A 23961-nucleotide genomic window follows, 5' to 3' on the forward strand; every position below is an offset into this window, starting at 1 on the left:
CGTCCCGGGAGGCACACCAGGGGGGCGGTCTGCCGGCCACGAATCTATGCGGGCGGGTTCTCGCTCAGGAGTAGTGCCGTGCCGAGTTCGGCGAGGCGGTCGGCGAGATCCGTGCGGTCGCCCGTGGAGCCCGTACGGGCCGCGTTGTCGATGACTGTCAGCACCGCGGTGACGACGATCCTGGCCTCGGCGGTGTCGAGTCCGGGGCGCACCTCGTCGAGCAGGCGCACCCACAGCGCCAGGTACTCCCGCTGATTCTGCCGGGCCGCCTTGCGCTCCTTCTCGGGGAGCTGGTCCAGTTCACCGATCAGCAGGCCGATCAAGTGGCTTTGACTCAGGGTGAATTCGATGTACGAGCGCAGCAGCCGGTCGAGGGTCTGACGCGGGGTGCCGGGCTTGGCGAGTGCCTGTGCCGTGCCCGCGCGCCGCTGCTCGCCACCGCGCATCACGGCGGCCACGAGCAGGTCGGTCTTGGTGGGGAAGTGCTTGTAGATGCTGGGGCCCGTCGCTCCGGCGGCCTCGCCGATGTCGTCGGTGCTCACGGACTGGAAGCCCCGCTCGTCGAAGAGGCGGATCGCCTCGACGAGGATCTCCTCGCGGCGGGAGACCGCGAGGCCCGCGTATCCACCCGGCGCAGTTCCCGCCTCATCGCCGGTACTCGCCCCGAGCGGGCAGTGCGCGGCGGCGTGTGCGAGCCGGTAGAGGAGTTCTTCGAAACGGCGGCGGGGCAGCGACGTGCGGTGCCAGGAGATGGAGCCGAACACTGACAGGACGGACCACGCGAGGAGTTGGCGGTCGGGCTCGTCGAGGTCCGGGCGCTCGTCCCCGATCAGGGCGGCGATCCGGTCGGCGACGTCGTTGAGCGCGCGGCGCTGTTCCTTGCGGCGGTCCTCCGGCAGATGCCTGGCCTCGCGCTGCCACAGGACGGCCGAGCCGCGACGGTCCATGGTCTCGTTGGCCGTCGTGCGGAGGTAGGAATCCAGGTCCGGAGCCGCGACGAGGGACTCCAGGATCGTGTTGACCGTGGTGTCCACGACGTGGAGCAGCAGATCGGGCTTGCCTCGGAAGTGCCGGTAGAGGGCGGGTGCGGTGATGCCGACCTCGGCCGCCACGTCGGCCACCGACACGTTGTGGTAGCCGCGCTCGCGGAACAGCCGGGCTGCCGCGGCGACGATCCGCGCCTTGCGGTCCGGGGGTCTGCGCGCGGTCGTCCGACCCGACGCTTCCGTCTGCATCCCAGTTCGCCCCTCGCCGTCCGGCCGTCTTCGGCAAAGGTACAACATCCGAGCACCACCGTGATCAACAAGTAAACCGCATGGTGTGACGTTAGACAAAAATCACTCAGCTGCTGACCGATCGGCCTGTGCTCCGGAATCTACGTCTGATCCATTGTGCAACTTGGTTAGAGGTGTTTCACTTCCTGCTCACATCAGCCCCTTGGACCAGGGAGGGCCGCCATGGCCGTCGATCGACAAGAAGTGCCCGGCTTGCCGCTTGCGACCGCCACTGGGGCCCGTGTGCCCGCCGTGCGGCGCCGGGCGTGGTTCGTCCTCGCGCTGCTGGTCTGTCTGATGCTCGTCAACTTCGCCGACAAGGTCGTCGTGGGCCTGTCCGGCGTAGGTATGAAGCGGGAACTGGGCCTGGACAGCTCCCAGTTCGGCGTCATCCAGAGCAGCTTCTTCTGGCTCTTCGCCGTCGGTTCCGTGCTCGGCGGCTGGCTCGGAGGCAAGGTGCGGGCGCGCTGGCTCCTGGCCGGGATCGCCGCGCTGTGGGTGCTCAGCCTCGTGCCCATGGCCGCCCAGGTCGGCTTCACCACCATCGTCGCCTGCAGGGTGCTGCTCGGCTTCGCGGAGGGGCCGACCGTCGCGCTGGCGATGCAGGTGGCGCACTCGTGGTTCCCCGCGCACCGGCGGAGCGTGCCCAGCTCGATCGTCATCGCCGGCGCCGGGGCCGGCCCGCTGATCGCGGCCCCCGTGCTGACCTGGGTCATCGAGACGTACTCCTGGCACGCGGCCTTCGGTGTCCTCGCGGCGTTCGGTGCGGTCTTCGCCGTGCTCTGGCTGCTCGGCGGCGACTTTGGGCCCGAGGGTGCGCGGGCCGGCGATCACCACGTAGTGGCGACGGCGCTGCCCGAGCATGTGCCGCTGCGGCGCCTGTTCTCCACGGGAACACTGATCGGTATGGCGCTCCTGTTCTTCGTCGCGTACGCCAACACCTCCGTCGGCGTCAGCTGGCTGCCGCTCTACCTGCGCGACGGTCTGGGCTACGACGCCACCACCGCGGGCAAGCTGGTCGTCCTCCCCTTTCTCGGTGCCGCCGTCGCCGTCATCCTCGTCGGGGTCCTCTCCAGCGCCCTGACCAGGAGAGGGGTCGGAAACCGCGTCACCCGCGGGATTCTGCCTGCCGCCATGGTGCTCGCCTCCGGGGTGTGCACGGTGGCCTTCTCCTCGCTGGACCGCGGCGTTCCGCAGATGACGCTGCTCGTCATCAGCGCCTGTCTGAACTCCGCGGGATACGGCGTCGCCTTCGCCGGGCTCGCTGATGTCGCGCCGACCGGTCAGCGCAGCACCGTGTTCGGGATCGTCACCGGCATCTACAGCCTCGGTGGGGTCGTGGCCCCGCTGGTGATCGGCAGGCTGGCCGACGCCGGCACGTCCGCCGCGGCCGGTTACGGGGACGGCTTCCTGGTCCTCGGCTTCACGATGATCATCGGGGCCGTCGCCGCGCTCCTGCTCGTCGACCCCGACCGCGACGCGGCGCGCCTGGCGGCGGCGTCCTGACCGCCGACCGCACACCTTGCTATGCATTGAAAACTATCATTCTCAACAAAAGATGGCTTGACACCTGGCCAAACGAGCAAGAAAGTGAATCTGTAATAACTTGCTGGCCGGGCAACGAGAGTCGCCGTCGGCGACGAGGTGTTCGTCCAACCGGATCAGCGCCCAGGCCCTGTCCGCCGACGGCGGATACCGCTGAATCCCAGGAGTGACGAGATATGAAGCGCACTGTCTACAACGAGGACCACGAGGCGTTCCGGTCCGTCGTCCGGGACTTCATCGCCAAGGAGGTGTCCCCGCGCTACGAGGAGTGGGAGAGGGACAACCGCGTCCCGCGCGAACTCTTCCACCAGCTCGGCGAGTTGGGCGTCATGGGCTTCGGCATCCCCGAGGAGTACGGCGGCCCGGGCGAGACCAGCTACAAGTACCAGACGGTGATCACCGAGGAGTGTGCGCGAGTCGCGGTCTCCTTCGGGCACTACACCGTCACCACCGGCATCGTCCTGCCGTACCTGCTCAACATCGCAGACGAGGAGCAGAAGAAGCGCTGGCTGCCGGGCATCGCCAGTGGCGCGATCACCCTGTGCATCGCGATGACCGAGCCCGGCACCGGCTCCGACCTCGCGGGCATCCGGACGCGGGCCGAGCTGTCCGACGACGGCACCCACTACGTCCTCAACGGCGCGAAGACCTTCATCACCGGTGCCCTCAACTCCGAGTTGTGCGTCGTCGTGGCCCGCACCTCCCCGCCCACGGCCGAGGACCGCCGCTTCGGCCTGACACTGCTCGTCGTCCCGACGGACAGCGAGGGCTTCGCGTACGGCCGCAAGCTGGACAAGATCGGTCTGCGTGCCTCCGACACCTCCGAACTGTCCTTCACGGACGTCAAGGTGCCGGTGGAGAACGTCCTCGGCGAGGTCGGCAAGGGCTTCTCCTACCTGGGCAACAACCTCGCTCGCGAGCGCCTCTCCATCGGCGTCGGCGGTGTCGCCACCGCGAGCGCCGCGATCCAGTTCGCCAAGGCGTACGTCCAGGAGCGCCAGGTCTTCGGCAAGCCGGTCGCCGCCTTCCAGAACACCAAGTTCGTCCTCGCCGAGTGTGCCGCCGAGGTCGAGGCCGCCCAGGCCATGGTCGACAAGGGCATCGAACTCGACGACCGGCACGAGCTGTCGCCCGCCGACGCCGCCAAGATCAAGCTGTTCTGCACCGAGGTCGCCGCGCGCGTCATCGACAAGTGTCTGCAGCTGCACGGCGGTTACGGCTACATGCTCGAATACCCCATCGCCCGTCTGTACGCCGACACCCGTGTCTCCCGCATCTACGGCGGCACCAGCGAGGTCATGAAGACGATCATCGCGAAGGACCTGGGTCTGTAGGTCCGCCCCGACGTGCCCGGGCCGCCCGATCACCCCCGGCGGGCCGGCCCGGGCGCACTCCGGCCGCCCTGCCCCACCCACGGCAGGGCGGCCGTTCCCCCTTCCCGCCATTCCCGATGCCCTCCGCCCGCGTTCCCTTTCCCGCCGCCCGAGAGAGCCGCCTTTCCGTGAGCACTGCACCCACCGCCGCCACTTCCACCCCCTCCACCTCACCCTCCGCAGGACCGCTGGCCGGCATCCGTGTCGTCGAGCTCGGCGGCATCGGCCCGGGGCCCTTCGCCGGCATGCTCCTCGCCGACCAGGGCGCCGAAGTCATCCGCGTCGACCGCCCCGCCGAGGCCGGAACCGCCTCCAAGCACCCGATCCTGCACCGGGGCCGCCGCTCGGTCGCCCTCGACCTCAAGGACCCGGCGGGCGTCGAGGCCGTCCTCGCCGTCGTCGACAGCGCCGACGCGCTCATCGAAGGCTTCCGCCCCGGTGTCGCCGAGCGCCTGGGCCTCGGCCCGGAGGCCTGCCTGGCCCGTAATCCCCAACTGGTCTACGGCCGGATGACCGGCTGGGGTCGGGACGGGCCGCTGGCCCAGGCTCCCGGGCACGACATCAACTACATCGCCGTGGCAGGTGCGTTGGGCGCGCTCGGCGCCGCCGACGAGAACCCGCCCGTACCGCTGAATCTCATCGGCGACATGGGCGGCGGCGGCATGCTGCTCGCCCTGGGCATCACCACCGCCCTGGTCAGCGCGGCCCGCACCGGCAAGGGCCAGGTCGTCGACGCCGCCATGACCGACGGCACCGCCGTACAACTCTCCCTCATCCACGGTCTGTTGGCAGTCGACCGGTGGGAGGACGCGCGTGGCGTCAACCTCTTCGACGGGGGCGCCCCCTTCTACCGCACCTACCGCACCTCCGACGGCGGCTTCATGGCTGTCGGCAGCGTCGAGCCGCAGTTCTACGCGGTGCTCCGTGACGTCCTGGGCCTCGGCGACGACCCGCTGTTCGCCGAGCAGCACAACCGGGCGGCCTGGCCTGCGATGGGGGAGCGGTTCGCCGAGATCTTCGCAGGGCGCACCCGCGAGGAGTGGACCAAGGTCTTCGATGGCACACAGTCCTGCGTCACGCCGGTGTACGGGCTGACCGAGGCCGCCACACATCCGCACAACGTGGCCCGCGGCACGTACTACACCGACAACGGTCTGCTCCAGCCGGCGCCCGCCCCTCGTTTCCAAGGGACTCCGGCCGCGACCCCCAGCCCCGCGCCGATGGTCGGCGCGCACACCCGCGAGGTCCTGGAAGAGGCCGGCCTGGACGTGTCCGCGATCGACGCTCTCGCTCCGAAGGGCTGACGCAGCAGAAAGGGGAGGGCCGCCGCCGGCGGCCCTCCCCTTTCTGCTTTGGTGTGAACTCCCGGATGTATCAGAGCAGTTCGAGAATCGTCGCGTTGGCCATGCCACCCGCCTCGCACATCGCCTGGAGGCCGTAGCGGATGTTGTTGTCACGCATGTGGTGGACCAGCGTCGTCATCAGACGGGCACCGGAGCCGCCGAGCGGGTGGCCGATGGCCATGGCGCCGCCGAGCGGGTTCATCAGCGAGTAGTCGGCGCCGGTCTCCTTGAGCCAGGCCAGGGTGACCGGGGCGAACGCCTCGTTGATCTCGAACGCGCCGATGTCGCCGATGGAGAGGCCGGAGCGCTTGAGAGCCTTGGCGGTGGCAGGTGCGGGGCCGAGGGCCATGGTGACAGGGTCGGCGCCGGCGAGCACCGCGGTGTGCACGCGGGCGATCGGGGTCCAGCGGTTCTGCCGCGCGATCTCGCTCGTGGTGATGAGCAGCGCGGCGGCGCCGTCCGAGATCTGGGACGAGTTGCCCGCGCTGACCACACCGTCTGCCTTGAACGGCGTCTTGAGGCTCGCGAGCTTCTCCAGGGTCGATCCGCGCCGGACGCCCTCGTCGGTGTCGAATACGCGCGTGGTGCCGTCTTCGGCGGTGACTGTGACGGGCGTGATCTGCCCGGTGAAGCGGCCCTCGTCGATGGCGCGGGCGGCGCGCTCGTGCGAGTCCAGGGCGTGCCGGTCGAGCTGGGCACGGCTGAAGCCGTACTGCTCGGCGATCAGTTCGGCGCCGACGCCCTGGTCGAACTCGCCGTCGCCGTCCGGGAAGTAGCGGTTGAGGACCAGCGGGCCGTACGCCTTGCCGGCGTCCGGGACGCTGCGGGCCGAGCCCATCGGCACCCGGCTCATCGACTCGACGCCACCGGCGACGGCGATGTCGTACTGACCGGCGGCGACCAGGCCCGCGGCGAAGTGCACGGACTGCTGGGAGGAGCCGCAGGCGCGGGAGACGGAGACACCGGGGACGGACTCGGGCCAGCCCGCGGCGAGTGCTGCGAACCTGCCGACGACGCCGGCCTGCTCGCCGACCTGGGAGACGGTGCCCCACACGACGTCGTCGACGGTGGCGGGGTCGAGACAGGTGCGCTCGGCCAGGGCCGTCAGGACGTGGGCGGACAGATCGACGGCGTGGATGCCGGCGAGGGAACCGCCGCGCTTGCCGACCGGGGTCCGCACGGCATCGACGATCACTGCGTCACGCATGGGCTGCTCCTGGAAGAGGGGGAGGGGCGCGGTCGCGGACGGGCGCGACTGGCCAACAAGTTATTCCAACCTAACCTCGATGTCCAGGGTGCTTCTCGCATTCTGAACGCCTTGACAGCTACGGAAACGAGCGTAAAAGTGAAAACCGGCTAACCCACGATCAGGAGAGAGGGCGTCATGCCGTGCACGGTTTTCAACGAGGAGCACGAGGCGTTCCGGCAGGTGGTCCGGGACTTCCTCGCCAAGGAAGCGGTTCCGCACCTGCAGGACTGGGTGGCCGTGAAGGCCGTGTCGCGCGACTTCTATCGCAAGCTCGGGGAGCTGGGCATCCTCGGCATCGAGGTGCCCGAGGAGTACGGCGGCGGCGCCGAGACCGGTCACCACTTCGGTGCCGTGTTCGCGGAGGAGGTCGCCCGAGCCGGGGCCACCGTGGGCACCGCCATGACGCACGCCAACATCATCCTGCCGTACCTCCTGCACTTCGGGACCGAAGAGCAGAAGCGGCGCTGGGTCCCCGGCTGTGTCTCCGGCGACATCATGCTGTCCATCGCGATGACCGAGCCCGGCACCGGCTCGGACCTGGCCGGCATCCAGACGAAGGCGGTCCTTTCCGAGGACGGCACGCACTACGTCCTCAACGGCGCCAAGACCTTCATCACCGGCGGCATCCAGTGCGACCTGGTCCTCGTGGTCTGCCGCACCTCGCCCGCCCCCGCCGACAACCGCCGCGAGGGCCTGTCCGTCCTCGTCGTGGACACCACGAGCGAGGGCTACGCGGTCGGGCGCAGCCTCGACAAGGTAGGCCTGCACGCCTCCGACACCGCCGAATTGTCCTTCACCGACGTCAAGGTCCCTGTCGGGAACCTCCTCGGCGAGGAGGGTGAGGGCTTCTTCTACCTGGGCCGCAACCTGGCCCGGGAGCGCCTCGTCATCGCCGTCCAGGCGGCCGCCGCGGCCGAGGCCGCCGTGCGGTTCGCCAAGGAGTACACCCAGGACCGCACGGTCTTCGGCAGGTCCGTCGCGTCCTTCCAGAACACCAAGTTCGTCCTCGCCGAGTGCGCCACCGAGGTCGAGGCCGCCCGGCTCATGGCGTACGAGGCCCTGGAGCGCGACGCGCGAGGCGAGCTGTCCGCGGACTACGCCGCCATGGCCAAGCTCCTGTGCACCGAGACCGCCGGTCGCGTCATCGACAAGTGCCTCCAGCTGCACGGCGGTTACGGCTACATGCTCGAGTACCCGATCGCCCGCCTGTACGCCGACACCCGCGTCATGCGCATCTACGGCGGCACCAGCGAAGTCATGAAGACCATCATCGCCAAATCCATCGGCCTCTGACCCGCCGGTCCATCGGCCTCCGACCCGCCGAGCACCTCGGCACCCCATCCAGGAACGGAACCCACACCATGCAGATCAACGGAGTCTCCGCCGTCATCACCGGTGGCGCGTCGGGCCTCGGCCTCGCCACCGCCAACCGCCTGGTCGGCCAGGGCGCCCACGTCGTCCTGCTCGACCTGCCCACCTCCAACGGCGAACACGTCGCGAAGGAGCTCGGCGAACGCGCGCACTTCGTCGCCGGTGACGTCCGCAGCGCCGACGACGCCGCCCGCGCCGTGGCCACCGCGGCGGCGCAGGCCCCGCTGCGCATCACGGTCAACTGCGCCGGCCTCGGCAAGGGCGGACGCACCGTCAAGCGCGACGGAACGCCGTACGCCCTAGAGGACTTCGAGTTCGTCGTCGGCGTCAACCTCATCGGCACCTTCAACGTGCTGCGCCTCGCCGCCGCCGAGATGGCACGGACCGAGGAGGTCGACGGGGAGCGCGGCGTCATTATCAACACCGCGTCCGCCGCTGCCTTCGAGGGCCAGATCGGGCAGTGCGCCTACTCCGCGTCCAAGGGCGGCATCGTCGGCATGACCCTGCCGATCGCCCGCGACCTGGCCGCCGCCAAGATCCGCGTGATGACGATCGCCCCCGGCCTCTTCTCCACCCCGCTCCTGAACAAGAAGCCGCAGGAGTTCCTCGACGCCCTCGGCGCCCAGGTGCCGCACCCCTCGCGCCTCGGAAACCCGGACGAGTACGCGCATCTGGCCACGTCCATCATCGAGAACCCCATGCTCAACGGCGAGACGATCCGGCTCGACGGCGCCATCCGCATGGCTCCGAAGTAGACCGTCCCCACCCAGCTCTTGACCAGGGAGTTTCCCGTGTCCGCAAACAGCTCCGCCCAGAAGGTGGCCGTCGTCACCGGCGCCGCCCGGGGCATCGGTGCCGCGACCGCCGCACGACTGGCGCGCGACGGTTTCGCCGTCGCCGTGTTCGACCTGGACGAGGCCGCCTGCGCCCGTACCGTCGAAGAAATCGAGAAGGAGGGCGGACGCGCCCTGGCCGTCAGCTGCGACGTCTCGGACCCCGAGCAGGTCGAGGCCGGTGTCGCCAGGGTCGCCGCCGAACTCGGCGCCCCCGCCGTGCTGGTGAACAACGCCGGCATCATCCGCGACAACCTCATCTTCAGGATGACCCCACAGGACTTCGACTCCGTCATCGGCGTCCACCTGCGCGGCGCGTTCCTGATGGCCAAGGCCTGCCAGGCGCACATGGTCGACGCGAAGTGGGGGCGGATCGTCAACATGTCCTCCGCAGCCGCGCTCGGCAACCGCGGCCAGTCCAACTACTCCTCGGCCAAGGCCGGCCTGCAGGCGCTCACCAAGACCCTGGCGATCGAGCTCGGCCCGTTCGGCGTCACGGCCAACTGCGTCGCCCCGGGCTTCATCGCCACCGAGATGACCGAGGCGACCGCGCAGCGCATGGGCATCACCTTCGAGGAGTTCACCGAGCGGTATGCCAAGACCATTCCGGTCCGCAGGGGCGGACGCCCCGAGGACATCGCCCAGGCGGTCTCCTTCTTCGTACGCGAGGAGGCGGGCTTCGTCTCCGGCCAGATCCTGTACGTCGCCGGCGGCCCCAAGGGCTGACGCACCACCCCAAGATGATCGAGGGACTCCTTCATGGGCCTGCATCTGCCCGACGCCATCCGCCTGCACGCACGTGAGCGCGGCACCTGCGCCGCGCTCACGTGCGCGGGCAGCACCGTCTCCTACGCCGAACTGGACACCCGCAGCAACCGGATCGCGAGGGCCCTCCTCGCCGACGCCGACGCCGGGTCCCGGATCGGCTTCCTCGCCCGCACCCGCAATGAAGCGGGCGAGATCCTGGTCGGTGCCGCCAAGGCCGGCCTGGTCAACGTGCCGCTCAACTGGCGCCTCGCCACACCCGAGTTGACCGATGTCGCCCGCGACGCCGAGCTGCGCGTCCTGCTCGTCGAGCCAGAGTTCCGGGCCGCGGCCGATGCCGTCCGCGCGGCTCTCCCCGGCCTGCGGCTCGTCGTCGTCGGACCGTCGGACGACTCGGAGGTACCCGCCTACGAGACCTGGCTCGCCGCCCACCCCGACGACGACCCGGGCCGTGGCACCGCCGCCGAGGCGGACGAGGTGTTCCTGCAGATCTACACCTCCGGCACCACCGGCCTGCCCAAGGGCGTCCTGCTCACCCACGGCAACTTCTACGCCGACGCGACCGAGCTGGAGGAGTACCTCTGGGAGGCCGGGTCGGTGGCGCTCAACGCCCTGCCGATGTTCCACATCGGCGGCCTCGGCTGGCTGCGTGTGGCCCTCACCGCCGGCGCCAACAGCCTGATGCTCCCCGAATTCACGCCGGACGCGGCGGCCGAGAGCATCGAGAGTGAGGGCGTCACCCACGCCTTTCTCGTTCCCTCGGTGCTCCACATGCTCACCGAGCTCCCCGGGATCGAGCGGCGCGACTTCTCCCGCCTCACCCTCATCACCTACGGCTCCGCCCCCATCACCCCCGCGCTCCTGCGCCGCTCGATGACTCTCTTCGCCTGCCACTTCATGGGCAAGTACGGGCTGACCGAGGGCGGCGGCACGGTGACCCAGCTGCCGCCCGAGGACCACGAGGCAGACGGGCCGAAGCGGCACCTGCTCAAGTCGGTGGGGAGGCCGCGGCGCGGCGTCGGCGTCGTCATCGCCGACACCGCGACCGGGAAGCCCGTCCCGGCAGGCACCGCCGGCGAGATCCGCATCCGCTCCCGCCACAACACCCCCGGGTACTGGAAACGCCCCGAGGAGACCGAGGCGCTGTACGACGCCGACGGCCTGCTGTGCACCGGCGACGGCGGCTACCTCGACGACGACGGTTACCTGTTCCTCACCGACCGGATCAAGGACATGATCGTCAGCGGCGGCGAGAACGTGTACCCGGCCGAGGTCGAGTCCGTCCTTGCGGAACATCCCGCCGTCTCCGAGGCCGCGGTCGTCGGTGTCCCGCACGAGACGTGGGGCGAGGCCGTCACCGCCGTCGTCGTCCTGCGCCGCGGCACCGACGCCCCCGGCGAACAGGAACTCATCGACTTCACGCGGAAGCGGATCGCCTCGTACAAGAAGCCCCACCGCGTGCACTTCGTCGAGGTGCTGCCCCGCAACCCCAACGGCAAGGTCCTCAAGCGTGAGCTGCGGGCCGGCCTCGAGTAGGGAACATCCACTGAAGAAAGGGACGGCGATGGCCGATCTCGAGTACACGGTCCGCGACGGGATCGCGACCATCCTGCTCAACCGCCCCGAGCGCAAGAACGCCTTCACCATCGACATGGTGCACGCCTGGGCCGACGCCCTGACCGAGGCCCAGCGTGACCCCGAGGTGCGCGTCATCGTCCTCACCGGCGCCGGTGGCTCCTTCTGCTCCGGCGTCGACCTCTCGGCTTTCAAGGGCGAGGAGCGGCCGCCGCTGGGGGAGAAGGAACTGCTCACCCAGAACGTGCATCGCGTCGCCCTCGCACTGGAGGACGTCGACAAGCCCGTGATCGCCGCCGTCGCAGGGCCTGCCGTGGGCGCCGGAATGGACATGGCGCTCCTGTGCGACCTGCGCTTCGCGGGGCGCGGCGCGCGCTTCTCCGAGGGCTACATCAAGGTCGGACTTGTCCCCGGCGACGGCGGCTGCTGGCTGCTGCCCCGCGCCGTCGGCACCTCCACCGCACTACGGATGCTGTGGACCGGCGACTTCGTCGGCGCCGACGAGGCGCTGCGCATCGGGCTGGTCGACGAGGTGCACGAGGACGAGGACCTGATGGACGCGGTGTACGCGTACGCAGCCAGGCTCGCCGAGCGCCCGCCGGTCGCGATCCGCACCATCAAGCGCGCCGTCCGCCAGGGCGCCCGGCACGACCTGCGCACTGCGCTCGACCTGATCTCGTCGCACATGGCGGTGATCACCTCGACCGAGGACTCGGCGGAGGCGTTCGCCGCCTTCCAGGAGAAGCGCCCCGGCGTCTTCAACGGCCGCTGACCTCCACACCGTTACGCCCGAAAGGCCACCATGGACCACTCCCCAGGAACGGACTCCTGCGCCGAACTACGCGCACAAGTACGCGAGTTGACCGCCGAGTGGCGGGACACGGGACGCTACGTCCCACGCAGTGACTCCTGGCTGCGCTCCTTCGACCTGGAGTTCAGCAAGGAACTCGCCGCCCGCGGGCTTGTCGCGATGACGTACCCCACGGAGTTCGGCGGTGCCGAGCGCACCCATGTCGAACGGCTCGCCGTCACCGAGGAGCTGCTGCGCGCGGGTGCCCCCGTCGCCGCGCACTGGATCGGTGACCGGCAGATCGGCCCCGCGGTCCTGCGGCACGGCACGCGCGAGCTCCGGGAGGAGATCGTGCCGCGGATCGCCTCGGGCGAGGCGGTCTTCTGCCTCGGCATGAGCGAGCCCGAGGCCGGTTCCGACCTCGCCTCGGTGCGCACGAAGGCCGAGCGGGTCGAGGGCGGCTGGCTGGTCAACGGTCACAAGATCTGGACCACCCAGGCCCACCACGCCACCCACGCCTACCTCCTCGCCCGCACCTCGCGCGAGGAGCGCAAGCACGACGGACTCAGCGAGTTCATCCTCGACATGGACGCCGAGGGCGTGCAGGTCACCCCGATCGTGGACCTCGCGGGCGAACACCACTTCAACGAGGTGCGCTTCGAGAACGTCTTCGTGCCCGCCCACCGCGTCATCGGCGAGGTCGGCGAGGGCTGGAAGCAGGTCGTCGAGCAGCTCTCCTTCGAGCGCGGCGGCGCCGAGCGCTCCCTGTCCAGCTATCCCGTCTTCGTGGAGCTGATCGCCGAGGCCGCGCGGCAGCGGGACGACCGCGAACTGCACGCACTGCTCGGGTCGTTGGTCGCCCGTCTCGCCGTCCTGCGCCGCCTCTGCTTCGAGGTCGCGAGTGCCATGGACGCAGGCCAGGCCCCCGTCCAGCAGGCCGCCGCCCTCAAGTACCTGGGCAACGCCTTCGAGCACGACGTCATCGAGGCGCTGCGCCGCACCGACCTGTGCCAGGACCCCGCCTTCGACTCCACCTTCGGTCAGGCGCTGCTCGCCTCGCCGGCCTTCAGCCTGCGCGGCGGCGCGGCCGAGGTGCTGCTCTCCCTCATCGCCCGACAGGAGGCCCGTTCATGAGCAGGTTCGCGGACGAACTGCGGAGCCTGGTCGACGACCTGGCCGCGTCCGGCAGGCCCGATCTGTGGGGCAGCCTCTGCGACCTCGGCCTGCCCAGGGTCGGCATCGAGGAGGAGAGGGGCGGCTCGGGCGGCTCCCTCGACGACCTGCTCGTGGTCGTCGAATCCCTCGCGGGACACGGCATCGGCGTACCCGTCGTCGAGGCGTCCACCGCCGACTGGGTGCTCAGCCACGCGAGGGAACTCGACGGGGAGCTGACCACCGTTCTGCTTCTCGACCGGGCGCCCGGGACGGTCTCCGGCGTCATCACCGCCGAACTGACCGCCGTGCCGTGGGCGCGCGACGCGGCCCGTCTCGTGCTGTGCGCGCCGGGCGCCGCGCCGCTCCTGGTGAACCTGCGGCACCCCTCGGTGACCGTGCGGGATGGCGACAACATCGCCGGGGAGCCCCGTGACACCGTGACGCTCGCGGACACCCCGGTCATCGTCCTCGACGGCGCCCCCTCGCACGAGGTCGTACGCGAGCGGCTGGCGCTTGTGTGGTCCGCGGCCGTACTGGGCGCAGCCCGGGGCGCGTACCGCCTCACGAAGACGTACGTCTCCGGGCGGGAGCAGTTCGGCGCACCGCTGCTCAAGATTCCGGCCGTCTCCGGCAACCTCGCCCGCATGCGGGTCCAACTCGTGCAGGCCGACGCCGCGTTGGCCCTGGCGAGCGAGGCGGCAACGCTGAGCGGTGCCGTCGAGATCGCACGGATCACCACGGCGGCCGCCGCGACCGAGATCGCCCAGATCGCCCACCAGCTGCACGGAGCCATGGGCATCACCGAGGAGTACCCGCTGCACCGCCTGACCCGCCGCCTGTGGTCCTGGCGCGACGCCGTCGCCTCCGAGCGCCGCTGGGCCGAGAGTCTCGGGCGCCGCGCGGCCGAGGCCGGCGAGAGCGGCGTGTGGACCCGCATCACGGCCACCGGCCGATAGAGAGCGCACCCCGCCAACCGTCAGCAACGAGGAGAGCGATGCCATCCACACCCGAACCGGACTGGGAAGACACCACCGACCAGGTCAACGCCACCCGCGGCCTCGTCGACAAGCTGGAGCCCTGCGTCGTACGCAACGAAGCGGGCCGGGTCGTGTGGGACAACGACCGCTGGGACTTCCTGAGCAAGGACGACTGCCCCGACACCGTGCACCCGAGCCTGTGGCGGCAGAGCCGGATCAACACGGCCCAGGGCCTCTTCGAGGTCGTGCCGGGCGTGTTCCAGGTCCGCGGCCTCGACGTGTCCAACATGACGATCATCGAGGGCGACGCCGGCGTGGTCGTCGTCGATCCGTTGACGTCGAAGGAGGTCGCCGCCGAGGCCCTCGGGCTGTACGCACGCAACCGCGGTGAGCGGCCGGTCAAGGCCGTGATCTACACGCACAGCCACGGCGACCACTTCGGCGGCGTCCTCGGCGTCACCACCACACAGGCGGTCGCGGCGGGCGACTGCGCGGTCGTCGCCCCGGACGCGTTCATGCACCATGCCGTCAGCGAGAACGTCTTCGCGGGACCGGCGATGCTGCGGCGCGCCGTCTACATGTACGGCCGCTCGCTGCCGGTCGGTGCCGACGGCTCGGTCGGCTTCGGCCTGGGGCAGGCCCTGTCCACCGGCACCGTGGGACTGATCCCGCCGACGGAGTCGATCACAGGAACCGGCCAGGAACTCGTCCTGGACGGTGTGCGGCTCGTCTTCCAGCTGACGCCGGACACCGAGGCACCCTCGGAGATGAACTTCTATCTGCCGGACCACCGTGTCCTGCTCATCGCCGAGAACGTCAACCACTCCCTGCACAACGTCCTCACCCTGCGCGGCGCCCAGGTCCGTGACGCGCACGCCTGGGCGTCCTACATCACCGAGTCCATCCAGCTGTTCGACGAGGCCGAGGTCCTCATCGGCTCCCACAACTGGCCGACGTGGGGCGAGGACGAGGTGATCCGCGTGCTCACCGAGCAGCGCGACGCCTACGCCTATCTCCACGACCAGACGGTCCGGCTGATGAACCAGGGCCTCACGGGGCCCGAGATCGCCGAGGAGATCCAGTCGTTCCCGGGCGAGCTGGGCAAGGCCTGGAGCGTGCGCGGCTATTACGGCTCCATCAGCCACAACGTGAAGGCCGTGTACCAGCGTTACATGGGCTGGTACGACGGCAACCCGGCGCACCTGTGGCAGCACCCGCCGGTCGAGCAGGCCAAGCGGTACGTCGCCGCGATCGGCGGCACGGACGCGACCGTCGCCTCGGCCCGCGAGGCCGTCGCGAGCGGAGACCTGCGCTGGGCCGCCGAACTGCTCAACCACGTGCTGTTCGCCGAGCCGGAGCACACCGCCGCCCGTGAGCTGCAGATCGCCACCTACGAGCGACTGGGCTTCGCCCAGGAGAACGGCACCTGGCGCAACATCTACCTGACCGGCGCCAAGGAGCTGCGGGAGGCCGGCCAGGAGAGGCGCGGGACCGGCGCGCCGGGCAAGGAGAGCGTCGAGATGCTCGCCGCGCTCACCACCGCCCAGATCTTCGACTCGATGGCGGTCCGCCTCGACGGCCCACGCGCGGCGGCCCACCGACTGTTGCTGCGCTGGGAGTTCACCGACACCGACGAGGTGTGGACGCTTCTGGTCGGCAACGGCGTGCTCACCCCGATACGGGGCGACGCGCCTGGAGCGGAGAGCCCGCAGCTGACGCTGCGTCTGGAACGGGCCACGCTCGATCAGGTACTGGCCCAGCGCACCTCCTTCCCGGAGGCGATCGGGTCCGGCGCCGTGACCGTGGCGGGCGATGTCACCGTCCTCTCCACCTTCTACGGCCTCCTGGAGAAGCCCCGGCGGAACTTCCCGATCGTGCTTCCGTAACGCCTGCTCACAGCACCGGGGCCCGCGCACGCGGGCCCCGGTCTTCTGTGTCTCTGCACGACGATTCTGTCACGACGGCGGGGCCGGGCGGAGTGTCCGCTCCGCCCGGCCCCGCCGCGCCGTACCGACCCGTGTCAGGAACCCGACGCCCTCCTGCGCAGCTCCGTCTTGAGGATCTTGCCCGTGGCCGAGAGCGGCAGCTCGTCCACGATCACCACGTCCCGGATCCGCTGGTACGGCGCGACGCGCTCGGCCACGTACGCCATCAGCTCCTCGGCAGTGGCTGTCGGATCCACGCCTCCCGCTTCGGACTTGAGGGAGACGAACGCGAGCGGGATCTCGCCGTGCTCCGGGTGTGGCCGCCCCACGACCGACGCCTGGGCCACCGCAGGGTGCTCACGCAGGATGTTCTCCAGCGGGCCGGGATACACGTTGTAGCCCTTGTAGATCAGCATGTCCTTGGCCCGGCCCACCAGCGAGAGCCAGCCCTGCTCGTCGTACGTGCCGAGGTCACCGGTGCGCAGCCAGCCGTCGACGTACTGGCCCGCGGTGAGTTCCGGGTGGCCGAGGTAGCCGGCCGTGATCTGCGGACCCCGGACCCAGACCTCGCCCTTCTCACCCCTGGCCATGGGGGTGACGCCGTCCATGTCGCGGATCTCGATCTCGGTGTCGAACAGGGCGAGGCCGGTGCTGCCCGTGGGACGGGGCATTGCACTGTCCAGCGGGCTGATGGAGACGCCCATGGTGGCCTCCGTCAGCCCGTACCCGTCACTGACGATGGCGCGCGGGAAGACGTTGGCGAGCTCCGCGGTCGCGGCCGGGTTGATGGGGGCCGAGCCGCTGCTGACGAGGCGCACGCACGAGAGGTCGCGCTCGCGCACACCAGGCACCGCGAGAAGGGCGTGGCACAGGGCCGGGGAGCCGGTGATGGCGTGCACGCCGAGGCGCTCGGCGGTGTCCAGGTAGCGGACCGGATCGAAGCGGCCGAAGACCACCATGGTCAGTCCGGCGGCGGCGAACACGCTCTGGCTGACCATGCCCATGCCGTGGAAGAGCGGGGCGATGGAGATGCCGGTGGCGGAGCCGACGGGGATGTGGTGCTCGGTCCTCGCCTCCCCCACGTGGCTCAGGGTGATGCGGCCCTCCTCGTCGACGACTGGGACGGCGGCGCTGCGCCAGCACGCCACCTGGAGCACGTTCTTGACGAGGTTGCGGTGCAGGACCATGACGGCCTTCGGCACACCCGTGGTGCCGCCGGTGAAGGCGAGGTGCGCGATCGCGTCCCCCTCCACAGCGGTCGGGGGTGCCGCCTCCGCCTTCATGAGGTCGTCGAACGCGACCGTGGGGACCGGGAAAGTGACGGGAGCCCGGTCTCCCCCCGGCGTCGGCGCGGCGGCCGTCGGCGGGGCGACGGACACGAGCCGGACCGTCTCCGAGCCGACGATCCCCTCGGCCAGCTGAGCGGCCACGGACGGGTGGGTGAGGACGGCGACCGTGCCCGAGTCGTCGAGCTGACGGCGCAGCGCGATGGAGGGCTGGGCGGGGTTGACCGGCACCACCGAGGCCCCGGCGAACAGGATTCCGTAGTAGCCGACCGTGAACCAGATCGAGTTGGGTATGTGGACGGCCACCGCGTCACCCGGCGCGATGCCCTGGTCGCGCAGCCCCTGGGCGACGCGCAGGGCGCGCTCGTACAGTTCGGCGTAGGTGAGGCGTTCGTCGCCGTCGATGAGCGCGGCACGGTCGGGGTAGGCATGGGCCGACCCGGCGAGCAGGTCCGCGATCGTGCCGTCGGGGTAGTCGAGGGTGCGGGGCATCCCCGTGGGCCAGGTGGTGGTCATGGCGGAACTCCTTCGTCCAGTCATGCCCGAGCGCGTTGCCTCGGGACTGTAGCTGTGGATCACCCCGGTGCCGTGGAGCTCGACGATGCGTCGCACCGGGCGTGCGGCGGCGGGGAGGCCGTCAGCGGCTGCCCCAGACGGGGGCCCGCTTCTCGGCGAACGCCCGCGCGCCCTCCTTGGCGTCCGCCGACGCGAAGACCGGGGCGCAGGCGGCGGTGTTGTGCTCCCACGTCTCGTCGGCTGTCCAGTCGGCCGACTCGACGACGATCTGCTTGCTGGCCCGCACGGCGAGCGGACCGTTCGCGGCGATGTCCTGCGCGAGCGCGAGAGCACCCGTCAACGCCTCGCCCTGCTCGGTCAGTTCGTTGACCAGGCCGAGGCCGTGGGCGCGCTCGGCGCTGAGGAACGCACCGGTGAGGGCGTACTGCATCGCGATGTTGTACGGGATCTTGCGGGGCAGGCGCACCAGCCCGCCGCCGGCCGCGATGAGGCCGCGCTTGGTCTCCGGGAGTCCGAACTTCGCGGTCCGGGCGGCGACGACCATGTCGCAGGCCAGGGCGAGTTCCGTGCCGCCGCCGAGCGCGTAGCCCTCGACGGCCGCGATCAGCGGCTTGGCGGGCGGGGTCTCGGTGACGCCGCAGAAACCGCGGCCCGGGATCCCGGAACGCTCGCCCGCGGCAAGGGCCTTGAGGTCGGCACCGGCGCAGAAGGTGCCGCCGGCACCCGTGATGACACCGACGACGAGGTCGTCGCGGGCGTCGAGCTCGTCGATCGCCTCGGCGACGGCGTCCGCCACGGCGCGGTTCACGGCGTTGCGGGCTTCGGGACGGTTGATCGTCACGACGGCGACACCGTCGGAGAACGAGGTGAGGACCAGATCGGACATGCGGGGTTCCTTCGGTGAGACATTCAGGCACTGAGGCACTGAGCTGGGCGAACAGGGGGTTCAGCGTGCGGGGCGCACCACGGTTTCCTGCACCACGTGGGCGATGAGCTCGCCGTCAAGGCTCCACACGTCCGCGAAGGCGAGGCCGCGGCCGTCACCCGCGGTGGGGCTGCGCTGGGAGAACAGCATCCACGCGTCGGCGCGGAACGGCCGGTGGAACCAGACGGCGTGGTCGAGGGAGGTGAGGAACATCGACGGCGGCTCGTCGCGCAGCATCCGGGGCAGTTCGGTCGACAGGACGGTCGCCGGGGCCAGAAACAGGTCGGAGGCGTATGCGAGCGCGCAGGCGTGCAACATCGGGTCGTCGGGCAGGGGTTCGACCGAGCGCATCCAGAGCTTCTGCTCCGTGAGGCCGGGCGTCGCCACGTCGGGCCCGGGGACATAGCGCATCTCGAGAACACGGCGGAACTCGGCCTGCGCGTAGTCCTCAGGGTTGTTCCGCGACCAGATCTCGTACAGGTCGGGCAGCGACCCGGGGTGAGGGGCGTCCGGCATGGTGGTCTGGCGGTCCTCGGCCGGCTCCCGCTTCTTGAAGGAGGCGGAGAGGGTGAAGACGATCTCGCCGCCCTGGACGGCGGTGACCCGGCGCGACAGGTAGGACGATCCGTCCCGGACCCGCTCCACCGTGTAGACGAGGGGGCGTCTGGTGTCTCCCGCGCGCAGGAAGTACCCGTGCAGCGAGTGCACGGCCCGGTCGTCGGGCACGGTACGGCCCGCGGCCGTGAGCGCCTGGGCCGCGACCTGTCCGCCGAAGGCGCGCAGCGGGATGCCGGCGTGGCACCAGCCGCGGAACAGGTCGCGGTCCAGCTGCTCCAGGTTCAGGAAGCCACCGAAGTCGCCGGCCGGGCTCCGTCCCGTCGCGTGGCCCGGCGCTGTGGGTGTCGCGGGCATGGCGGGCATCGCGGGCCGCCCTCAGAGGAGTTCGAGGATGGTGGCGTTGGCCATGCCGCCGCCCTCGCACATGGACTGGAGTCCGTAGCGGATGCCGTTGTCGCGCATGTGGTGGACGAGGGTGGTCATGATGCGGGCGCCGGAGCCGCCGATGGGGTGGCCGATGGCCATGGCGCCGCCGAGCGGGTTCATGCGCTCGTAGTCGGCGCCGGTCTCGCGCAGCCAGGCGATCGAGACGGAGGCGAACGCCTCGTTGATCTCGAAGGCGCCGATGTCGTCCATCGACAGGCCGGCCTTCTTGAGGGCCTTGGCCGTGGCGGGGATGGGGCCCTTGAGCATCGTGACCGGGTCGGTGCCCGCGACCACGGCGGTGTGGATACGCGCCATGGGTGTCCAGCCCTGCGCCTTCGCGAACTCGCCGGTCGTCACGAGCAGCGCGCCGGTGCCGTCGGAGACCTGCGAGGCGTTGCCCGCGGTGATGGTGCCGTCCTCCTTGAAGGCGGGCTTGAGGCCGGCGAGCTTGTCGAGGGTGGAGCCACGGCGGATGCCCTCGTCGGTGTCGAAGACGCGGGTGGTGCCGTCCTCGTCGGTGACGGTGATCGGGGCGATCTGGCCCTTGAAACGGCCCTCGTCGACGGCCTGGGCGGCACGCGCGTGGGAGTCGAGGCCGTGCTGGTCCATCTCGGTGCGGGTGATGCCGTACTCGTCGGCGATCATCTGGGCGCCCATGCCCTGGTTGAAGCGGACGCCGTCGTAGCGGTCGAAGACGTCGGGGCCGAAGGGCTCGCCGAACGAGCCGTCGCCGCGCGTGGTGCCGAGCGGCAGCCGGCTCATGATCTCGACGCCGCCTGCCACAGCCACGTCGTACTGGCCGGAGATCACCCCGGCCGCGGCCTGGTGCACGGCCTGCTGCGAGGAGCCGCACTGTCGGTCGACGGTGACGGCGGGGACGGACTCGGGCCAGCCCGCGGCCAGTACGGCGGCGCGGCCGACACAGCCGGCCTGCATGCCGACCGCGGAGGCGCAGCCCCAGATCACGTCGTCGACGAGGGCCGGGTCGAAACCGACGCGCTCGACAAGGGCGTTGAGCACATGGGCGGAGAGTGAGGCGGAGTGCAGCTGTGAGAGCGAGCCGCCGCGCCTGCCTACGGGGGTGCGTACCGCGTCGACGATCACTGCGTCGCGCATGGAGTCCTCCTGAGGGGGCCTGGGGGAAGAGGGTGGGGGAGCGGGGCTCAGAGCCCGAGGTCCTTGGCGATGATCGTCTTCATGACCTCGCTGGTCCCGGCGTAGATCCGGTTGACGCGGGTGTCCGCGTACAGGCGGGCGATCGGGTACTCCAGCATGTAGCCGTATCCGCCGTGCAGTTGGAGGCACTTGTCGATGACGCGACCCGCGACCTCGGTGCAGAAGAGCTTGGCCCTGGCCGCGTCGGCCGGCGTCAGCTCACCCGCCGCGTGCTCCTCCAGGGCGCGGTCCACGAGGGCCTGGGCGGCGGCGACCTCGGTGGCGCACTCGGCGAGGACGAACTTGGTGTTCTGGAAGGCGGCGACCGGCTTCCCGAAGACCTGGCGCCCGCTCACGTACTCCTGGGCGAGGCCGATCGCGCCGGCGGCGTTGGCGTAGGCACCGATGGCGGCGCCGAGGCGCTCCACCGCGAGGTTGTGGGTGAGGTAGGCGAAGGCCGCGCCCTCCTCGCCCAGGAGGTCGTGTACCGGCACCTTGACGTCGGTGAAGGACAGTTCGGCGGTGTCCTGCGCGCGCAGACCGATCTTGTCGAGCTTGCGGCCGACGGCGAATCCCTCGGACGTGGTGTCCACGCACAGGATCGAGAGCCCCCCGCGGCGGTCGGCGGGGTCGTAGGGGGAGGTCCGGCAGACGACCAGGATCAGGTCTGCCTGCGCGCCGCCGGTGATGAACGTCTTGGCGCCGTTGAGGACGTAGTGCGTGCCGTCGTCGGAGAGGGCGGCGCGCGTGGCGATGCCGGCGAGGTCGGAGCCGGTGCCGGGCTCCGTCATGGCGATCGCGGTCATCGTCTCGCCGGACAGGAATCCGGGGAGCCGGCGCTTCTTCTGCTCCTCGCTGCCGAACTCGAGCAGGTACGGCAGGACGAGGCAGGTGTGCACGGACTCCGCGCCGAACCCGACGCCCGCGCGCCCGCACTCCTCGCGGATCACGGTCTGGTAGGTGAAGTCGGAGACGCCCGCGCCGCCGTACTCCTCGGGCACGTTGATGCCGAAGACGCCGAGGTCGCCGAGCTTGCGGTACAGCTCGCGCGGCACGTGGCCCTGTCGCTCCCAGTCCGCGTAGTGGGGGACGACCTCCTCGGCGATGAAGTCACGGACGGTCGTCCGGAATGCCTCGTGGTCCTTGGTGAACACCCTGCGACGCACGGTCACGGTTCCTTCCTCGCATGCCCGGCACGCTCGCCGAGCCGTGCCTAAGTTAATTCGCGATAACCACCCTGTCCAGGGTTTCGTGGTGTGTGCAGCCCCTGGACCAAAGAGTTAGTGTGAATTAACTTGATGGGTGAGTGGCTGGGTATTCATGCCCATCCCGTGTGTCTCAGAATGAGAAGCCGTTCACTTCAGGCCGGTGGTGGGGACGGTTCGCGATCCCATCCGGTAACCCCGGCATGCGCAACGAAGCGAGGATCAAGCACATGACCGACAGCAACGCCGTCGTGGAACACCGCACGCTCTTCATCGGCGGCCGCTGGGCCGAGCCGGCCGGCCGCGACACCATCGAGGTGATCTCGCCCGTGACCGAGCGCGTGGTCGGCCGCGTGCCCCACGCGACGCCCGAGGACGTGGACCTCGCGGTCGCCGCGGCACGTGAGGCGTTCGACCACGGCCCGTGGCCGCGGCTGCCGCTCAAGGAGCGCATCGAGGTCGTCACCCGCATCAAGGACGCCCTCGCCGCCCGCCACCAGGAGCTCGCCGAGCTGATCACCCTGCAGAACGGCTCGCCCATGCTGTTCTCGGTACGAGGTCAGGCCCTGTCCGCCGTCGGTACCTTCGGTGTCGCCATCGCTGCCGCCGGCCGGATCCAGGAGGAGGAAGAGCGCCAGGGCGCCGGCGGCCCGGTCCTCGTACGCCGCGAGCCGGTCGGTGTGGTCGCCGCGATCACCCCGTGGAACGTGCCGCAGCTGACCATCGCGGGCAAGCTGGCCCCGGCGCTGCTCGCGGGCTGCGCCGTCGTCCTGAAGCCGTCGCCGGAGACCCCGCTCGACGCCCTGTGGCTGGCTCAGGTGTGCGCCGACGCGGGTCTGCCCGAGGGTGTCCTCAGCGTTCTGCCGGCCGACCGTGAGACCAGCTCCTACCTGGTGGCGCACCCGGGGATCGACAAGGTCGCGTTCACCGGCTCGGTCGGCGCGGGCAAGGCGATCGCAGCCGCCGCCGCCCGGAACCTCACGCGAGTCTCCCTCGAGCTGGGCGGCAAGTCCGCCGCGATCCTGCTCGACGACGCGGACCTCTCCGTCGCCGTGCCCGCGATCGTGGGCGGCACCTGCGCCGCGAACAGCGGCCAGGCGTGCGTCGCCCTCACCCGCATTCTCGTGCCCGCCGCCCGCTACGACGAAGTGGCCGCCGTCCTCACCGGCGCCTTCGCCGGGCTCAAGGTCGGCGACCCGTCCGACCCCGGCACCGTGGTCGGCCCGATGGTGACGAGGAAGCAGCAGGAGCGGAACCTCGACTACATCCGCATCGGCCGGGAGGAGGGCGCCAAGGTCCTCACCGGCGGCGGCGTCCCCTCGGGCCTGACCACCGGCTGGTACGTCGAGCCGACCCTGTTCGGCGACGTCACCAACGACATGCGGATCGCCCGCGAGGAGATCTTCGGCCCGGTCGTCTGCCTCATCCGCTACGAGACCGAGGATGAGGCGGTCGCCCTCGCCAACGACTCCGAATTCGGCCTGTCCGGCGCCGTGTTCGGCGCCGACGAGGCGCGCGCCACGGAGGTCGCCCGCAAGGTGCGCACCGGCACCATCACCGTCAACGGCTTCCGCCTCGACCTGGCCGCCCCCTTCGGCGGCTACAAGAACTCCGGCATCGGCCGCGAGTTCGGCCCCGAGGGCCTCGCGGCCTACTTCGAGTACAAGACCGTCAACCTGCCGGCTCCGGCCAAGGCCTGACCGACCCCACGACCA

Annotated in this window: 19 protein-coding genes; 12 read left to right on the forward strand and 7 right to left on the reverse strand. The window is 70.5% G+C overall.

Annotated elements, in window-relative coordinates:
* Positions 1 to 44: 44 nt before the first annotated feature.
* Positions 45 to 1235 (reverse strand): TetR/AcrR family transcriptional regulator, encoded by a 1191-nt coding sequence (locus CG723_RS12260; RefSeq protein WP_234374251.1) that lies wholly within the window; start codon positions 1233 to 1235, stop codon positions 45 to 47.
* A 252-nt stretch (positions 1236 to 1487) separates the two neighbouring features.
* Between CG723_RS12260 and CG723_RS12265 the strand changes: the two genes are divergently transcribed.
* The 3 genes from CG723_RS12265 to CG723_RS12275 all read left to right on the forward strand — a co-directional run bounded on the left by CG723_RS12265 (position 1488) and on the right by CG723_RS12275 (position 5496).
* Positions 1488 to 2780, forward strand: a complete 1293-nt coding sequence (locus CG723_RS12265; protein WP_234374252.1) for an MFS transporter — start codon at positions 1488 to 1490, stop codon at positions 2778 to 2780.
* Between the two features lie 215 nt (positions 2781 to 2995).
* Positions 2996 to 4153, forward strand: a complete 1158-nt coding sequence (locus CG723_RS12270) for an acyl-CoA dehydrogenase family protein (RefSeq protein WP_100593305.1) — start codon at positions 2996 to 2998, stop codon at positions 4151 to 4153.
* Between the two features lie 167 nt (positions 4154 to 4320).
* Positions 4321 to 5496 carry a CaiB/BaiF CoA transferase family protein gene (locus CG723_RS12275; RefSeq protein ID WP_234374253.1) on the forward strand — a complete coding sequence of 392 codons (1176 nt, stop codon included), beginning with the start codon at positions 4321 to 4323 and terminating at the stop codon, positions 5494 to 5496.
* A gap of 70 nt (positions 5497 to 5566) precedes the next feature.
* Here CG723_RS12275 and CG723_RS12280 read toward each other — a convergent pair whose 3' ends face one another.
* Positions 5567 to 6742 carry a thiolase family protein gene (locus CG723_RS12280; protein WP_100593307.1) on the reverse strand — a complete coding sequence of 392 codons (1176 nt, stop codon included), beginning with the start codon at positions 6740 to 6742 and terminating at the stop codon, positions 5567 to 5569.
* A 177-nt stretch (positions 6743 to 6919) separates the two neighbouring features.
* On the opposite strand from CG723_RS12280, the gene CG723_RS12285 reads away from it, so the two are divergent.
* From CG723_RS12285 to CG723_RS12315, 8 genes are all read left to right on the forward strand, one after another.
* Positions 6920 to 8077, forward strand: coding sequence for an acyl-CoA dehydrogenase family protein (locus CG723_RS12285; protein ID WP_100593308.1), 1158 nt, complete (start codon positions 6920 to 6922; stop codon positions 8075 to 8077).
* 68 nt (positions 8078 to 8145) lie between these two features.
* Positions 8146 to 8910, forward strand: a complete 765-nt coding sequence (locus CG723_RS12290) for an SDR family NAD(P)-dependent oxidoreductase (protein ID WP_100593309.1) — start codon at positions 8146 to 8148, stop codon at positions 8908 to 8910.
* A 36-nt stretch (positions 8911 to 8946) separates the two neighbouring features.
* Positions 8947 to 9714 (forward strand): 3-oxoacyl-ACP reductase FabG, encoded by a 768-nt coding sequence (fabG, locus tag CG723_RS12295; RefSeq protein WP_100593310.1) that lies wholly within the window; start codon positions 8947 to 8949, stop codon positions 9712 to 9714.
* Between the two features lie 33 nt (positions 9715 to 9747).
* Complete coding sequence (locus tag CG723_RS12300) at positions 9748 to 11289, forward strand: AMP-binding protein (protein ID WP_100593311.1); 1542 nt, start codon at positions 9748 to 9750, stop codon at positions 11287 to 11289.
* Between the two features lie 28 nt (positions 11290 to 11317).
* Positions 11318 to 12100, forward strand: a complete 783-nt coding sequence (locus CG723_RS12305; protein ID WP_100593312.1) for an enoyl-CoA hydratase/isomerase family protein — start codon at positions 11318 to 11320, stop codon at positions 12098 to 12100.
* 30 nt (positions 12101 to 12130) lie between these two features.
* Positions 12131 to 13252 (forward strand): acyl-CoA dehydrogenase family protein, encoded by a 1122-nt coding sequence (locus CG723_RS46885; protein WP_199841728.1) that lies wholly within the window; start codon positions 12131 to 12133, stop codon positions 13250 to 13252.
* Complete coding sequence (locus tag CG723_RS46890; protein WP_199841729.1) at positions 13249 to 14229, forward strand: acyl-CoA dehydrogenase family protein; 981 nt, start codon at positions 13249 to 13251, stop codon at positions 14227 to 14229. Before CG723_RS46885 ends, CG723_RS46890 begins: the two co-directional genes overlap by 4 nt.
* A 38-nt stretch (positions 14230 to 14267) precedes the next feature.
* Positions 14268 to 16136, forward strand: a complete 1869-nt coding sequence (locus tag CG723_RS12315) for an alkyl/aryl-sulfatase (RefSeq protein ID WP_100593313.1) — start codon at positions 14268 to 14270, stop codon at positions 16134 to 16136.
* A gap of 134 nt (positions 16137 to 16270) precedes the next feature.
* On the opposite strand, the gene CG723_RS12320 is transcribed toward CG723_RS12315, so the two are convergent.
* From CG723_RS12320 to CG723_RS12340, 5 genes are all read right to left on the reverse strand, one after another.
* Positions 16271 to 17977, reverse strand: coding sequence for a class I adenylate-forming enzyme family protein (locus tag CG723_RS12320; RefSeq protein WP_100593314.1), 1707 nt, complete (start codon positions 17975 to 17977; stop codon positions 16271 to 16273).
* A gap of 121 nt (positions 17978 to 18098) precedes the next feature.
* The gene (locus CG723_RS12325) at positions 18099 to 18863 is read right to left on the reverse strand and encodes a crotonase/enoyl-CoA hydratase family protein (protein ID WP_100593315.1); all 765 of its coding nucleotides are present in this window, start codon (positions 18861 to 18863) and stop codon (positions 18099 to 18101) included.
* 60 nt (positions 18864 to 18923) lie between these two features.
* Positions 18924 to 19814, reverse strand: coding sequence for an acyl-CoA thioesterase (locus CG723_RS12330; RefSeq protein ID WP_199841730.1), 891 nt, complete (start codon positions 19812 to 19814; stop codon positions 18924 to 18926).
* Positions 19815 to 19835: 21 nt separating this feature from the next.
* Positions 19836 to 21002, reverse strand: coding sequence for a thiolase family protein (locus CG723_RS12335; protein WP_100593317.1), 1167 nt, complete (start codon positions 21000 to 21002; stop codon positions 19836 to 19838).
* Positions 21003 to 21049: 47 nt separating this feature from the next.
* A complete protein-coding gene (locus CG723_RS12340) occupies positions 21050 to 22207 on the reverse strand; it encodes an acyl-CoA dehydrogenase family protein (RefSeq protein ID WP_100593838.1) in 1158 nt (385 codons plus the stop codon).
* Between the two features lie 269 nt (positions 22208 to 22476).
* Here CG723_RS12340 and CG723_RS12345 point away from each other — a divergent pair, with 269 nt between their 5' ends.
* Complete coding sequence (locus tag CG723_RS12345) at positions 22477 to 23946, forward strand: aldehyde dehydrogenase (protein WP_100593839.1); 1470 nt, start codon at positions 22477 to 22479, stop codon at positions 23944 to 23946.
* Positions 23947 to 23961 lie beyond the last annotated feature (15 nt).

It is taken from the genome of Streptomyces sp. CB01635 (assembly GCF_002803065.1).
Taxonomy (GTDB): Bacteria; Actinomycetota; Actinomycetes; order Streptomycetales; family Streptomycetaceae; genus Streptomyces.

What these genes read in the sequence shown, in the direction of transcription:
- CG723_RS12260 (WP_234374251.1), bottom strand. Translation starts at nt 1,235, where the DNA reads ATGCAGACGGAAGCGTCGGGTCGGACGACCGCGCGCAGACCCCCGGAC.
- CG723_RS12270 (WP_100593305.1), top strand. Translation starts at nt 2,996, where the DNA reads ATGAAGCGCACTGTCTACAACGAGGACCACGAGGCGTTCCGGTCCGTC.
- CG723_RS12280 (WP_100593307.1), bottom strand. Translation starts at nt 6,742, where the DNA reads ATGCGTGACGCAGTGATCGTCGATGCCGTGCGGACCCCGGTCGGCAAG.
- CG723_RS12285 (WP_100593308.1), top strand. Translation starts at nt 6,920, where the DNA reads ATGCCGTGCACGGTTTTCAACGAGGAGCACGAGGCGTTCCGGCAGGTG.
- CG723_RS12290 (WP_100593309.1), top strand. Translation starts at nt 8,146, where the DNA reads ATGCAGATCAACGGAGTCTCCGCCGTCATCACCGGTGGCGCGTCGGGC.
- CG723_RS12300 (WP_100593311.1), top strand. Translation starts at nt 9,748, where the DNA reads ATGGGCCTGCATCTGCCCGACGCCATCCGCCTGCACGCACGTGAGCGC.
- CG723_RS12305 (WP_100593312.1), top strand. Translation starts at nt 11,318, where the DNA reads ATGGCCGATCTCGAGTACACGGTCCGCGACGGGATCGCGACCATCCTG.
- CG723_RS46885 (WP_199841728.1), top strand. Translation starts at nt 12,131, where the DNA reads ATGGACCACTCCCCAGGAACGGACTCCTGCGCCGAACTACGCGCACAA.
- CG723_RS46890 (WP_199841729.1), top strand. Translation starts at nt 13,249, where the DNA reads ATGAGCAGGTTCGCGGACGAACTGCGGAGCCTGGTCGACGACCTGGCC.
- CG723_RS12315 (WP_100593313.1), top strand. Translation starts at nt 14,268, where the DNA reads ATGCCATCCACACCCGAACCGGACTGGGAAGACACCACCGACCAGGTC.
- CG723_RS12320 (WP_100593314.1), bottom strand. Translation starts at nt 17,977, where the DNA reads ATGACCACCACCTGGCCCACGGGGATGCCCCGCACCCTCGACTACCCC.
- CG723_RS12325 (WP_100593315.1), bottom strand. Translation starts at nt 18,863, where the DNA reads ATGTCCGATCTGGTCCTCACCTCGTTCTCCGACGGTGTCGCCGTCGTG.
- CG723_RS12330 (WP_199841730.1), bottom strand. Translation starts at nt 19,814, where the DNA reads ATGCCCGCGACACCCACAGCGCCGGGCCACGCGACGGGACGGAGCCCG.
- CG723_RS12335 (WP_100593317.1), bottom strand. Translation starts at nt 21,002, where the DNA reads ATGCGCGACGCAGTGATCGTCGACGCGGTACGCACCCCCGTAGGCAGG.
- CG723_RS12345 (WP_100593839.1), top strand. Translation starts at nt 22,477, where the DNA reads ATGACCGACAGCAACGCCGTCGTGGAACACCGCACGCTCTTCATCGGC.